Genomic DNA, 12,459 nt, shown 5'->3' with positions numbered 1-12,459 from the left:
CGGCGGCGCGGAGGAAGTCGGCCATGTCCAGGGCGAGACGGTCGCAGTGGAAGACCTTCGTACGACGCTTTTCTCACCTTGCAGTGGGGTAGCTACGCAGAATCCCGGCAAAAAGGAGCACCGCATGACACCACGCACCAAGCTCTTACAGCGGACCACTCGACTGGTCCAGGCCGCAGCCGTAGCGCTTACTGCCCTCGCCACGCTCCTCGTACAGGCACCCACGGCCGCCGCCGAGGACATTTGCGGCTACCAGGTCGGCGGAGACATCCTCATCGCCTACAACGCCACCGGCGGCAAGGGCGGGCCGCTCGGCTGCCCCACCACCGACGAACTGGTCACCCCCGACGGCGTCGGCCGCTACAACCACTTCACCGGCGGCAGCATCTACTGGACCGCGCAGACCGGCGCACACCCCGTATGGGGCGCGATCCGCGACAAGTGGGAGGCCCTGGGCTGGGAGACCGGAAAGCTCGGGTACCCCACGTCCGACGAGCTGACCAACCCCGACGGTACTGGCAAGCGGCAGACGTTCCAGGGCGGCACCGTCTACTGGCACCCCTCCTACGGTGCGCACCCCGTGTGGGGGAAGATCGGCGAACTCTGGGGCCAGTACGGATGGGAAGGCGGAGCGTTCGGCTACCCCACCTCGGATGAGCAGTGGGACGAGAACTACAAATCTATCTATCAGCGTTATTCGAAGAACAACCTCGTCCTGTTCTGGTCCGCCGGCAACGGCGTAGAAGGCTGCAAGGGCGAATGCGTCGGTTATTCCGGCACCACCGGCACAGACTGGTTTCGCGAACTCCGCGTCGAGATCCCGTACGGTACGAGCAACGTCGTCGTCCGCGCGTTTCCGACTGAGGCCGGGTTCATCAACGCTCGCACCGACTTCCAAGGCGGCTGGTACCAGATGTGGTCCCTCGCCCCCTACCCGAACGACGTTAGCCAGACCGAACACAACTCCCTGTACGAGCAGTACGCCTGCCACGCGAAGTTCGCCGACCAGCTCCTGCCTGGCGAGTGGAACACCGGCGTCAGCTTCGATCTCGAATCGTGGCGCAGCGACATCGGCATGGAGGACGCCACCAGCCTGACGAAGTTCCTCAGCCACAATTGCGAGTGGGACTGACCAGCAGCACCCTGTACGCACCGCCCCTCGGTGGTCGAGGAGGCGGGGCGTACGCACATTTATGCCCCTTCAGTCAGGGCCGTTCGGGTGCAGTCTGCTCCGGTCTCGACATCGGTACAGCCGTTGACGCCGAGAACGATCATGGTCCGGTCGGCGCGATGGTGCTGACGCGGTTCTCGTACTTCGGCCGTGGGGACCAGCGGAACATCCAGTATCGGTGAGATTGATCTTGGTTGCGTAGCAGGTCAGATGCCCGATCGTGGGACCGCGCTCAGTGCAGGGTGTCGGCCACGAGGGCGTTGACGCGGTTCTCGTACTCGCGGCGGGCTTTGCGCTGGGCCGGGATCGCCGGGGCGCCCTGGGTGCCGTCGAGGGGCTGGCAGTGGCCGAGGAGCTGATGGTGGACCGCAGGCGTGGCGCTGACGCGCGGGGCGTAGCCCTGGCCGCGCCGTACGGTCACGCCCTGGTCGAGCGCGGCCCGCTCGGCGTCGTCCAGTTCGGCGGCACGGAGGAAGTCGGCGACCTTGCCCGGCATGTCGAGGGTGACCGGCAGCTCCGGGGCCGGGGCGCCCGGGTCGGCGGCCGTGTGCTCGGGCAGGAGGTCGGCGACGGCGGTGCGGATGGCGCCGCGGCTGACGTCGTGGTCGCGGGCGAGGGCGGCGATGGACCGGCCTTCCAGGTACGCGGTGCGCACGGCGTCGGTCTTGTCGGCGGGGACGGCGGGGCGGCGCCCGCCCTTGTTGCCCTTCGCCTCGGCTGCCCGCAGCCCGTCGTACGTCAGCTCGCGCTGGAGGTCGCGTTGGAGTGCGCCGGCGGCGGCGAGCGTCTGCACCATGAACTTCACCGTGGACAGCAGCTCGCCGGTGCGCGGATGGCGGGCGGTGAGGTCCATCGCGGAGAACGCGCCGTCGTGGATGCGCAGGGCGAGACGGTCGCGGTGGAGGACGTCGAGCACGTCGAGGATGTGCCCGGTGCCGCGCACGAGGCGGAACATCTCGGAGATGTGCACGGTGTCGTCCGGCCGCGCGTACGTGAGCAGTTCGCCGAACTTCGGGCGCTGGAGCGGGTGGAGGCGGCTGGAGGTGCCGGCCTGTTCCTCGAAGACGACCGGGTCCTCGATCCCGGCCGCCTCGTCGAGGACGAGGTTCTGACGGTCGGTCGACTGCTGGTCGGTCGACACCCGCTTGTAGACCAGGTTGGCCATGCCGCTCCCCGTTGTGGTGGTCGCATTCGACCCTAGCTGTCAGCAAACCCTGTCTTCATCCGCCATCGGATCCGATTGGATTCGCGGCGCCGCGAGGCCCCGGAAAGTCCGGGTTCATTGGACGCCCGCCGTTCCTGTCTTCATTCCTTCGTTTGACGACAGGGCGGCGCAGCTTGATCCATCCGCCCGCCGTCAACTCGGGTGGTGCCAATGCCGTGATCGTGCGGCTCGCCGCCGGACGGGACATCGCAGGGCTGGAGGGCGCGAAGCCGTCAGTCGAGAGCGTGGGCGCGACAGGTCCGCAGAATCTCGTCGGACAGTTCGGGCTGGACGTGGCTCACGGCGCGGGCGAGGGCCATCGCCCCTACGAGTCGGCTGAGCAGCAGCACCGCGCGCTCCCGCGCCTCCTGTGAGGTGATCTCCCCTTCGTGCTCGCGGGCGAACTCCTCGGCGAAGCCGGTGAGGTACCCCTCCACGCCGGCTGCGTAGGCGCTCTGGACCGTGTCGCTGTGCCGTCCGGCGTCGGTGACCAGGGAGGCGGAGGGACAGCCGCCGTCCGAGGCATCGCGGTGGGCGGCCGAAAGATAGTTGTCCACCACTCGCTTCAGCGGTGGGCCGGTGAGATCGGCGCCTTCCCCGAGGATGTGGTCCAGGGAGCCCAGAGAGGCTTGGAACGAGGCGCCGCACGCCTCGACGGCCAGATCACCTTTGGACGCGAAGTGGTTGTAGAAGCCGCCGTGGGTCAGGCCCGCTTCCTTCATCAGTTCGGCGATCCCTACGGCATCGACGCCCTGCGAGCGGAACATGCGCCCGGCCGCCTCGATGATGTTCTGCCGGTTCCTGGCCTTGTCTTCCCTGGTGATCCGCGGCATGGCCGCCCTCCTGTGTCGGCAGTGTTTGACGTTTTCAATGTTACCCCTCATCATTCATTTTTAATGTTGTACATCATCAAAGAGTGAGTGGAGGCGCCTATGCGCACCGTGGAGTACACGCGGCAAGGGGATGCCACACAGGTACTGACGCTGAGGGAGGAGACCCGCCGGCTGGCTCCCGGCAGCGGAGAGGTTCTGGTTCGCATGCTGGTCCGGCCCATCCATCCGGGGGACCTGATCGGTGTGGAGGGTCTGCCGGGGCAGCCGGAACAGCAGTCGGGGGCCCGGACTCCCGGAGTGGAGGGGATGGGCGTCGTCGAGAGCGTCGGAGCAAACGTCCGCGCACCGCACCCGGGGCAGCGGGTGGCGGTTTTCCCGGCGCCGGGAACATGGAGCGACTTCGTCGTGGTCCCAGCCGATCTGGCAGTGCCAGTGCCGGACGGCGTCAGCGACGAGACCGCAGCCCTGATGCTGGTCAACCCGCTGACGCTGCGCATGCTGTACCGCGCGGTGGAGAACGCCCTGGGCGGGCAGGCGGGTCCCGTCCTCCAGACCGCCGCCGGCTCGTCCGTCGGCAGGCTGGTCAGCGCGGCCGCGGCCCGGCACGACCTGCAGTTGATCAACCTCGTGCGCAGCACCTCCGGTGCCGAGAAGGTGCGGACGCTGTACCCCTCCCAGCCCGTGATCGCGACGTGCGACGACGACTGGCGGGAACAAGTCCGCCTGCACGCCGGTGAGCGGGGTGTCCAGGTGGTCCTCGACTGTGTCGGTGGTGCCATGACCCAGGACCTTGCCGAACTGCTCGCCGACGGCGGCACCCTGATCTCCTACGGGCATCTGGGTTCCGGCACGACATCGTTGGAGGCGCTGCCCCTCATAGCGCGGGCGCTGACGGTGCGGGGGATGTCGATACTGCGCTGGATGAGCCGCACCCCCGGGGAGCGGGCCCAGGATGTCGCCTTCGCCCAGGACCTGGCGCAGAACACGCCGGACCTGCTTGAAGCCGCGGCCAGCTACGACCTCGCCGACTTCAAGGCGGCCGTCGAGCACGCCCGCCGCCCGGCCAAGAGCGGAACCGTCCTGCTCACCACACCGCGGACGGCCGACTCCGGACACGGGGCCGCCCGATGAAGATCGGAATGCTCGGAGCCGGAGCAGTCGCCCAGGCCCTCGCCCGGCACGCGATCCGTCACGGCCACGAGGTCGTGCTCAGCAACAGCCGAGGGCCGGCCTCCCTGGCCCCGCTGGTCAAAGACCTCGGCACGCTCGCGGCAGCCGCGCCCCCTGCGGAGGCCGCCACCGCGGACCTCGTCGTGCTAGCGGTCCGCTGGCCGCAGATCCCTGACGCCGTCGCCGGGCTCCCCAGCCTGGACAAAACCGTCGTCATCGACGCCACCAACCAGTTCGCCTCCCTTCCCCCGAACCCGAAGATCGCCGACCTGGGCGACCTCACCGGAAGCGAATACGTGGCCTCCCTGCTTCCCGGCGCACGCGTGGTCAAGGCGTTCAACGCCCTCCACGCGCAGTTCATCGCACCCGATCCCCGCCACGAGGCGGGGCGGCAGGTGCTGTTCCTCGCCGGCGACGACGCCGACGCCAAGAACACCGTGAGAGACCTGACCTCCGAGTTCGGCTTCGCCCCCGTCGACCTCGGAACGCTGCGCGAGGGAGGGCGCCTCATCCAGCTCGGCGGCCCCCTGTCCGCCCTCCACGCCCTCAAGCAGGACTGATCCCACCAACCCGCTCGTGCTCCTCATGCCCACGAGGAGCGACTTCCGCCACGAAAGAGAACCTCATGTCCGACCGAACCTCAGCGCCCAGCACCCAGCCCCTCCTACAGCCCGTTCAGCTGGGCGCGCTCAAGCTGCCCAACCGCGTCGTCATGGCTCCCATGACACGCTCCCGGGCCGACAACGAGGAACTGGCCCCCACCGCCCTGCACGCCACCTACTACGCGCAGCGCGCCGGCGCCGGCCTGATCATCAGCGAAGGGACCTGGGTCAGCACGGACGCGATCGGCTTCATCAACGTCCCAGGCATCTACACCGACGCCCAGACCGCCGGCTGGACCAAGGTCACCGAAGCCGTGCACTCCGCGGGAGGCAGGATCATCTCGCAGATCGGCCACGTCGGCGCCGTCTCCCATCCCGACCACCTCGGTGGCCGCCTCCCCGCCGGCCCCTCGGCGATCAACCCCCAGGAGATGTCCTTCACTCCCGACGGCCCGAAGGACACGGTCACGCCCCGCGCCTTGACCGCGGCGGATATCGCCACCACGATCGACACCTACCGGCAGGCCGCCGCCAACGCTCTGCGCGCCGGCTTCGACGGCCTGGAGATCCACGCGCAGGCATCCCACCTCGTGGCCCAGTTCCTCAACCCCCGCCTGAACCAGCGCACCGACGCCTACGGCGGGAGCAGTGAGAAGCGGGCCCAGTTCCTGTTCGACGTCGTGGATGCCGTCAGCAGCGTGTGGGGCAGCGACCGCATCGGCGTCAAACTGTCCCCCTACTGGCGTCGCGAGCCGGCCTTCACCGCGGACGCCGAGATGCTGACCGACTACGACCTGCTCCTCAAGCGCCTCAGCGACACCGACCTGGCCTATCTCCACCTCGTGGGGCCGGAACCCGACACGGGCACCGACGACACCTTCACCGCATTCACCCGCTACCGCGCCCACTACCGCGGCGCCGTCATCGCCAACCTCGGCTTTACGCAAGCGAGCGGCAACGAGCTGCTCGAACGGCAGCTGGCCGAGGCGGTTTCCTTCGGCGCCCCCTTCATCGCCAATCCAGACCTCGTCGACCGATTCACCCACGGCCACCCTCTCGCCGCCGGCAACCGCGACACGTACTACGCGGGTGACGCCGCGGGATACACGGACTACCCCGCGGTGACCGGCTCCTACTAGGGCCTGTGTGAGGTCGTGATCAATCTCGGATTCTGGTCCCGTGCGGGGACAGGACCTGGTAGGACGCTGGGTGTGACACGTAGGCAACTCACCGACGAGCAGTGGGAGTTCATCGAGCCGTACCTGCCGATAGGCGGGTACGGTCCGTACCCCGAGCGGCTGCGGGAGCAGTTCGAGGGGGTGATCTGGCGGTTCCGGTCCAGCGCCCAGTGGCGCGAGATGCCCTCCGAGTTCGGACCGTGGGCGACCGTCTACGGGCGCTTTCGCGTCTGGCGGGACGCCGGGGTCTTCTCCGCTCTTCTGGAAGGCATGATCGCCGAGGCCGCCTGCCGGGGACAGACGGACTTATCCCTGGTCAGCGTGGACTCCACCACTGCCCGCGCCCACCACGAAGCGGCCGGGATGCACATCGGCAAGGACGTCATGGAGGCACTTGAGGAAGCCGCCGCCGAGCAGGAGCAGGCCCGGCAAAAAGGGGCGGCCCGCCAGAACAGAACGGACAGGACGGCAGGGGCGACCCCGAGCAGGAAGAGCGACGGCGTATCCGGCGACGGCGCAAGCTCCGCTTGAACCAAGCCCTGCTCGGCAGATCCCGTGGTGGACTGACGAGCAAGATTCATCTCGCCGCTGACCGCAGGTGCCGTCCGCTGTCACTCGTACTGACCGCAGGACAGGCCGCCGACAGCCCGCAGTTCGTCCCCGTGCTGCAGAAGATACGGGTCCGTCTGCCTGTCGGCCGGCCTCGAACCCGACCCGACGCTGTCGCCGCGGACAAAGCCTACTCGTCCCGCGCTAACCGCTCTTACCTGCGGAAACGCAACATCAAGGCAGTTATCCCGGAGAAGAAGGACCAGGCCGCCAACCGGAAGAAGAAAGGCCGCCGGGGCGGTCGTCCCACATGTCACGACGGCGATCTTTACAAGGAGCGGAACACCGTTGAGCGGCTCATCAACAAGTTGAAGGCATGGCGGGGAATCGCGACTCGATACGACAAGACGCCCGAGAGCTACCTCGCCGGCCTCCACCTCCGTGCCTCGATGATCTGGATCAACGACCTCCTGAAGGCAACTACCTGATCACAACATCACACAGGCCCGAGTCGAGCAGACACCGGATCGGTGAGCCGTCACCCGACCCCCTGCACGGACCACCTATTCCGTGATACAGCGCACGGCCGTGATCAATCTCATCGATAACCACGGTTCGGTTGGTCCCCGACGCCGGTGTACTGGCCAAGCCATCCGTGCGGGCCCCTGGCCCGTCCCGGCAAGGGGCTCGCACGGAGCCGGAATCAGCTCGGCTGGTCGCCGGTGTACCGGTAGATGTCGCCGGCGCTGTTGACGTGCCACACGGTGCCGTCAGCGCCCGCGCCGATGTCGGTGGCGACGCCAGAGATCTTGATCCACGGGTTGGTGCCGCTGGCGTCGTTGTTGGTGTACCGGTAGATGCTTCCGGCGGGGTCGATGCCCCACACGTTCGTCCGGGAGCCCACCGCGATGCGCTTGAGGCTGCCGGGGACGCCCTTCCACGCCGTCGAGCTGTCCTGGTCCCCGATGTATCGGTAGATCTGGTTGCCGCTGTTGACCACCCACACGGTGCCGTCTGCCGCGGCACCGATGTCGCTCAATCCCCCGGGGATGTTCATCCACGGGTTGGCGTCATAGTTGGTGTACCGGTAGATGGCGCTCGCCGCGTTCACACCCCACACCGTCGTCCTGGACCCCACCGAGATGGCACTGAGACCGCCCGCGACCTTCACCCAGTCCGCCATGCCGAGCACATCCTTTCTCGAATCCGGTAGTAGCCGTCATCCTTCGCAATGAGATGAGCTGATAAGCCAGGAGAACGCCTGTCCTGATCTTAAATAGGTCAGTAAGTGAGTGTTTCAACTCCTATCTCCTTGTGGGGCGGAGGCAGGAGCTTCTCGGGAGGCAGTACTTTGACGCGAAGCGTTGTCCCACCCTGGGGGGATCGACACGAGCGCCGGTTCATGCCTCCCACCAGGTCGGCCCTGTTGGCCGGGGGTGGACGGGGTCGGCGCGGAGGACCGAGAGACGGCAGGAGCGAGCGTTCAGCGGATACAGCGCTCACACGGGTTTCCGGGCTGGCATGCCGAGCATCGCCGGCTCTGTCCGGGAGGCCCTGTCGACCTGGCTGATCTTGGACTGGGCTCCGGCCAGGCTGACCTGGAGTCCTTCGATTTCGCCGAGCCAGCCTTCCCGCTCTGCCTCGGCGATGCGGTCGAGGAGGTTGTCGCGGATCTCCACCAGGCGGCCGCGTTGTGCCGGGTCTGGTCGAAGCAGTGAGCAGCGCACGCAGGATTCTCTGAACTTTGGGGCCGTTCCGTTCAAAGCCTCTGATCTGCAGCTCTCTGAACCGAATTGGTGATGCCAGAGGAATCACAGCGAGACGTTCCGGAGAGCGAGAGCCGTTCCGCCTGCCACCTCAGTAATGTGGCTTCGCATGACCGACACCGAGATCGAGATCACCGCAGATCTGGTCCGTGACCTGCTGCAGGAGCAACATCCAGACCTTGCAGGGCTGGTCATCCGCGAGGTGGCGGGCGGCTGGGGCAACCAAATGTGGCGCCTCGGAGATGAGCTGGCTGTGCGTATGCAGCGCATGGACCCCACCCCGGAGCTCCAGCTCAAGGAGCGGCGGTGGCTCCCCGTGCTGGCTCCGCGCCTGCCGCTCCCGGTGCCGACCCCGGTGCGGTTCGGTGAACCGTCCGAGCTCTTCCCCAAGCACTGGACCGTGATGACGTGGGTTCCCGGCGAGCCGCTGGACCACGGCTCGATCAGCCGCGGCGCCCACGCGGCCGACACGCTGGCGGGTTTCCTCCGGGCGCTCCATGTGGAGGCGCCCGCCGAGGCGCCGATCGCTACGGACCGCGGTGCCCACCCCAAAAACTGCACGGACGGCTTCGAGCAATTCTTCCAGGCCGTTGCCCCCGACGACATCGCTGCCGACGTCCGGGCCGTCTGGGATGACGCCGTTGCGGCCCCCGCGTGGGAGGGCACGCCGGTGTGGGTGCACGGCGACCTGCATCCCGCGAACGTCGTCGTCTCGGACGGAACGCTCTCGGGCATCGTCGACTTCGGTGACGTGTTCGCCGGCGATCCCGGCGTGGGACCTCGCCGCCGCGTGGGTGCTGCTGCCCGCGGGCACGGCCGCACGGTTCTTCGTCACGTACGCGCATGCAGACGAGTCGGCGATCCGGCGCGCCCGCGGGCTGGCCGCGATGAAGAGCCTCTTTCTGATGCTCATGGGGCAGAACGGAGATCGGGGCCTTCCCGGCGGCAAGCCGCACTGGGGACCTGTAGGCCGGGCGGCACTTGACCGTGTTCTGAAGGGCGTTTGATGCGCGCTTCTTTGAACTTGTTCTCGACCTTGGTTGAGGGCCATGCGGCAGCTCACCTTCGTAGGTTCATCGATCACGACGCGTGGTGGGGATGCCAAGGTCCACGGCCGAATGCTGCCCGTGGCCCCGATCGAGCTGGCGAAGCTTCTCCCCAGCGCCAGCCAGACTGACCTGGAGACCCTCGACCTCGCCGAGCCAGCCTTCGGTCTCGGCTTCGGCGATTCGGGTGATCAAGTTGTCGCGGATCTCGGCAAGCCGTGCCCGTTGGGCTGGATCAGGCCGGAGGAGCGAGCATCTGACACAAGCTTCTCTGAACTAGCGTTGGCGGGTGCGGATCACGTCTCGTCGGAGCCGATTGCGGCGTTCAGGGCCCGCAAGGCGTCATCGTATTGGTGACGGTCGAACTGGAACGGACCGAATGCCACGTAGTCGCGAGTCTTGCGGTGCGGTTGCTCGAAGGAGTCCCAGATCACGAGGTCGGCTGTCGCGGTGATGCGGGCCATGAGCGGCCAGCATCCCCACTCGCCGCATTCACAACCGAGAACGGGTGTCTTCGGCCCCATCGCGTTGGTGGACCGTCCGAGGAAATGGTCCTGTATCGGGCCGAACCGGAAGAACTGCGGGATCAGCCCGCCGTAGGCGTCGCCTGCGGGCTGCATCCCGGCCGCGATCTCGAACCCGTCGATCAGCTCGGTGAGTGGTGCTCCGTTGATGCGGGGGACGATCACGAGCGCGCCGCCGTCGCCACGGTGCCGGCAGTCGAAGCGGATCTCATCGCTGGTCATCCAGTGATTCTCTCAGCGAAGCCGTTCCCTCCTCCCGGATGGGTTGAGCTGGGACCATGCGTGGCATGCCGAGGCTAAGGCCCGAAACCAGTTCCAGCCCTTCTGTATCTGTGTTTCGGCTTGCTGAGACAGCCACATGATGCGGAACCGCGCACGTCAGCCGATCAGACTGTGAATACCGCCTCGGGGGTGATGGGGCTTTGACCACCTGGAGTGGTGACCCTGACGTTGTAGGTGTTCTGAGAAAGGTGGGGGGGGACGATGGCGCTGATCTGCGCGGGAGAGAGGACAACGTAGTCGGCTTGGACCAATTGACCTCCTGCGGTTGGAGTGAAGGTCACCCTGGTGGCGTCCAGCAAGCAGGAACCGGAGATCGTGAAAGTTGAGCCGACTGAGGCCGACGAAGGCCGCATACCTGTGACCACCGGGGCGTCGTAATAGGTGTACTGACTCCCTGCGCCAGTGGAGAAGCTGGTGCCGCCAGCAGTAGTGACAACGACGTCCACAGTGTCTGTGCAGGTACCGGGCTCAAGGGGCGCATGCTCAGGAGACATCACAGTGAGCGTGGTGTTTGATGTGATGACCACGTCACTTGCGATCCCCGCATCGCCGAAGGCCACGGAGGTCGTGGTAACCAGATTTTCACCGAAGACGGACAGGGACGTGGCGGCGAGAGGCCCCGTGCTGGGGGTCAGGGAAGTAACTTTTGGCGGGCCAATGTAGTAGAACGGCAGCGAGTTGCTGGTCAGACTCCCCGTGAATACAGAGACGTTGTACTGACCGGCAGGGAGTTCCGGGATCATGCAGGTCACGGTCGTGCTGGTGACACTGGTCGGCGTGACTGGCCTGGTGCCGAAATTGACCCTGATCACGGACGACAGCCCCGTTCCGGTGATGGTCATGGGGACAGCGTGATGACTCTGGGTAGGGCTAATCGACGTGATGACGGGCGCCATGGCGTCTCCTTTGATTTGACGCGAGTCGCGAGACGGATTACGCAAGACCGTGGGTCCACCCGTGATCTATTAGTGGCTACGGCCACGAATAGATCACCGCAAATCACACCCCGGAAGCGCAACCCGCTCACTCGGATACCTTCATTAGATGAGTAACCACCGAACTAATCTGTGGCCGCAATAGGCAGATTGTTCATTCACTCCTCTGGGCGAGCGCATGGTGACTCGCGCCTGCAAACGCGCACTACTGACACTCATCGGGCCGACCGGTGCACTTATTCACACCTCAGCGCACACACGCGAACGGGGCTGTTGCGGCCCGTCCCGGAGCACCCCAGACACAGAGGCGATGGGCTCTCAGGGGAGAGAAGCGCCGAGTTCGCTATCTCGCCAGCGGTATTCCAACAAATCAGCCAACTTTAGACGAGAGGAGTTCGAAAACACGCGCACTCAGAGGTCACTAGAGGTCACTGACGGCATGGCCGCGAGCCCCGTCTCACAGCCTCACACCCTTACAGCACACCGCATCTACCTGGGGAAATGGGCTGTGAGCCTCACAGGCTCACAGCGTTGAGGTGGTGGCTCTTCTTCAACCGCGCTTGCCCCCGGCAAGAGGGCATCACAATGTCGGCGTGGAATCAGACCTGGCAACAGCTCTCATCGCCTTCGTCGCGACCCTCGCTGGTGCCGTCGTCTCCCTGGGCGGCGTCATTTGGCAGCAGAAGCAAAACGAGAAGAGCGCCGAAAGGAACCGTCGCACTGCCCTGCGAGAGGCCAGCATCGAACGCATCGCGGAAGAGTTCTTCGTCATCATCCGCCATGAGGAGTCGCTTCCGCATCGACACACTCCAGCCCAGGAACACTTGGCCTGGGACAAGACACTTCGAGAACACGTACTCCGGATCCAGCTGGCGGCTCTCCGCCTGGATCCACCCGAGCTCCGAGCCAGGATCCGCGACGTGTGTTCCCTGCTCAACGACTGGAACCGGCTGCAGCCGCACGCCTGGCCACACGAAGTCGTGACTGGTGCCACCCAATACGCGATCGACAGTATCGAGGCATTCCTCCAGAAGCCGGACAGCCCCTTGCCACCTCCGGGCCCTACCGTTCAGAGACTTCGGGAGGCACGCGAAGCCGCAATCGAGGACGAAAGGGTCGCTGCAGAAGAGACGCGACGGAACGCTCCGTTGTGATCTCGCCTGCGGGTCCTGGTCGGCAGCCGCAGCAACGGCGCCGGC

11 protein-coding genes and 2 pseudogenes are annotated in these 12,459 nt (G+C 66.3%); 7 read left to right on the top strand and 6 right to left on the bottom strand.

Annotated features, from left to right (window positions below):
• The first annotated feature begins 124 nt into the window (after positions 1-124).
• On the top strand, positions 125-1,132 hold the full coding sequence (locus NP777_RS31255; protein ID WP_256653529.1) for an LGFP repeat-containing protein: 1,008 nt from the start codon (positions 125-127) through the stop codon (positions 1,130-1,132).
• Positions 1,133-1,403: 271 nt separating this feature from the next.
• On the opposite strand, the gene NP777_RS31250 is transcribed toward NP777_RS31255, so the two are convergent.
• Both NP777_RS31250 and NP777_RS31245 read right to left on the bottom strand, forming a co-directional pair.
• Positions 1,404-2,336, bottom strand: coding sequence for a recombinase family protein (locus tag NP777_RS31250; protein ID WP_256653528.1), 933 nt, complete (start codon positions 2,334-2,336; stop codon positions 1,404-1,406).
• A 272-nt stretch (positions 2,337-2,608) separates the two neighbouring features.
• Complete coding sequence (locus tag NP777_RS31245) at positions 2,609-3,208, bottom strand: TetR/AcrR family transcriptional regulator (protein ID WP_256653527.1); 600 nt, start codon at positions 3,206-3,208, stop codon at positions 2,609-2,611.
• A gap of 99 nt (positions 3,209-3,307) precedes the next feature.
• Here NP777_RS31245 and NP777_RS31240 point away from each other — a divergent pair, with 99 nt between their 5' ends.
• The 4 genes and pseudogenes from NP777_RS31240 to NP777_RS31225 all read left to right on the top strand — a co-directional run bounded on the left by NP777_RS31240 (position 3,308) and on the right by NP777_RS31225 (position 7,195).
• Positions 3,308-4,339, top strand: a complete 1,032-nt coding sequence (locus NP777_RS31240) for a zinc-binding dehydrogenase (protein ID WP_391858612.1) — start codon at positions 3,308-3,310, stop codon at positions 4,337-4,339.
• Positions 4,336-4,938, top strand: coding sequence for an NADPH-dependent F420 reductase (locus NP777_RS31235; protein WP_256653525.1), 603 nt, complete (start codon positions 4,336-4,338; stop codon positions 4,936-4,938). The genes NP777_RS31240 and NP777_RS31235 overlap by 4 nt, the downstream gene beginning before the upstream one ends.
• 65 nt (positions 4,939-5,003) lie before the next feature.
• Positions 5,004-6,119 carry an alkene reductase gene (locus NP777_RS31230; RefSeq protein ID WP_256653524.1) on the top strand — a complete coding sequence of 372 codons (1,116 nt, stop codon included), beginning with the start codon at positions 5,004-5,006 and terminating at the stop codon, positions 6,117-6,119.
• 72 nt (positions 6,120-6,191) lie between these two features.
• Positions 6,192-7,195: pseudogene (locus NP777_RS31225) on the top strand (IS5 family transposase).
• A gap of 215 nt (positions 7,196-7,410) precedes the next feature.
• On the opposite strand, the gene NP777_RS31220 reads toward NP777_RS31225, so the two are convergent.
• Positions 7,411-7,890: a tectonin domain-containing protein gene (locus NP777_RS31220; RefSeq protein ID WP_256653523.1), complete on the bottom strand. Its 480-nt coding sequence runs from the start codon at positions 7,888-7,890 to the stop codon at positions 7,411-7,413.
• Between the two features lie 316 nt (positions 7,891-8,206).
• Positions 8,207-8,386 carry a hypothetical protein gene (locus NP777_RS31215; protein ID WP_256653522.1) on the bottom strand — a complete coding sequence of 60 codons (180 nt, stop codon included), beginning with the start codon at positions 8,384-8,386 and terminating at the stop codon, positions 8,207-8,209.
• Between the two features lie 196 nt (positions 8,387-8,582).
• On the opposite strand from NP777_RS31215, the pseudogene NP777_RS31210 reads away from it, so the two are divergent.
• Positions 8,583-9,480, top strand: a pseudogene (locus NP777_RS31210) (aminoglycoside phosphotransferase family protein).
• Between the two features lie 335 nt (positions 9,481-9,815).
• On the opposite strand, the gene NP777_RS31205 reads toward NP777_RS31210, so the two are convergent.
• Both NP777_RS31205 and NP777_RS31200 read right to left on the bottom strand, forming a co-directional pair.
• Entirely contained in the window at positions 9,816-10,265 is a 450-nt protein-coding gene (locus NP777_RS31205; RefSeq protein WP_256653521.1) for a hypothetical protein, read from the bottom strand.
• A gap of 164 nt (positions 10,266-10,429) precedes the next feature.
• Entirely contained in the window at positions 10,430-11,221 is a 792-nt protein-coding gene (locus NP777_RS31200; RefSeq protein ID WP_256653520.1) for an IPT/TIG domain-containing protein, read from the bottom strand.
• Positions 11,222-11,853: 632 nt separating this feature from the next.
• Here NP777_RS31200 and NP777_RS31195 point away from each other — a divergent pair.
• The gene (locus NP777_RS31195) at positions 11,854-12,414 is read left to right on the top strand and encodes a hypothetical protein (RefSeq protein ID WP_256653519.1); all 561 of its coding nucleotides are present in this window, start codon (positions 11,854-11,856) and stop codon (positions 12,412-12,414) included.
• The last annotated feature ends 45 nt before the right edge of the window (positions 12,415-12,459 follow it).

The sequence above is a fragment of the Streptomyces rugosispiralis genome (genome assembly GCF_024505145.1).
In the GTDB taxonomy this organism is placed as follows: Bacteria; Actinomycetota; Actinomycetes; order Streptomycetales; family Streptomycetaceae; genus Streptomyces; species Streptomyces rugosispiralis.
Note: the sequence above shows the minus strand (reverse complement) of the source record. Positions and strands in the feature narration are given on the sequence as shown.

Coding starts and splice junctions, on each gene's coding strand:
- NP777_RS31240 (WP_391858612.1), top strand. CDS start 3,308: ATGCGCACCGTGGAGTACACGCGGCAAGGGGATGCCACACAGGTACTG.
- NP777_RS31245 (WP_256653527.1), bottom strand. CDS start 3,208: ATGCCGCGGATCACCAGGGAAGACAAGGCCAGGAACCGGCAGAACATC.
- NP777_RS31220 (WP_256653523.1), bottom strand. CDS start 7,890: ATGGCGGACTGGGTGAAGGTCGCGGGCGGTCTCAGTGCCATCTCGGTG.
- NP777_RS31205 (WP_256653521.1), bottom strand. CDS start 10,265: ATGACCAGCGATGAGATCCGCTTCGACTGCCGGCACCGTGGCGACGGC.
- NP777_RS31200 (WP_256653520.1), bottom strand. CDS start 11,221: ATGGCGCCCGTCATCACGTCGATTAGCCCTACCCAGAGTCATCACGCT.
- NP777_RS31250 (WP_256653528.1), bottom strand. CDS start 2,336: ATGGCCAACCTGGTCTACAAGCGGGTGTCGACCGACCAGCAGTCGACC.
- NP777_RS31255 (WP_256653529.1), top strand. CDS start 125: ATGACACCACGCACCAAGCTCTTACAGCGGACCACTCGACTGGTCCAG.
- NP777_RS31230 (WP_256653524.1), top strand. CDS start 5,004: ATGTCCGACCGAACCTCAGCGCCCAGCACCCAGCCCCTCCTACAGCCC.
- NP777_RS31235 (WP_256653525.1), top strand. CDS start 4,336: ATGAAGATCGGAATGCTCGGAGCCGGAGCAGTCGCCCAGGCCCTCGCC.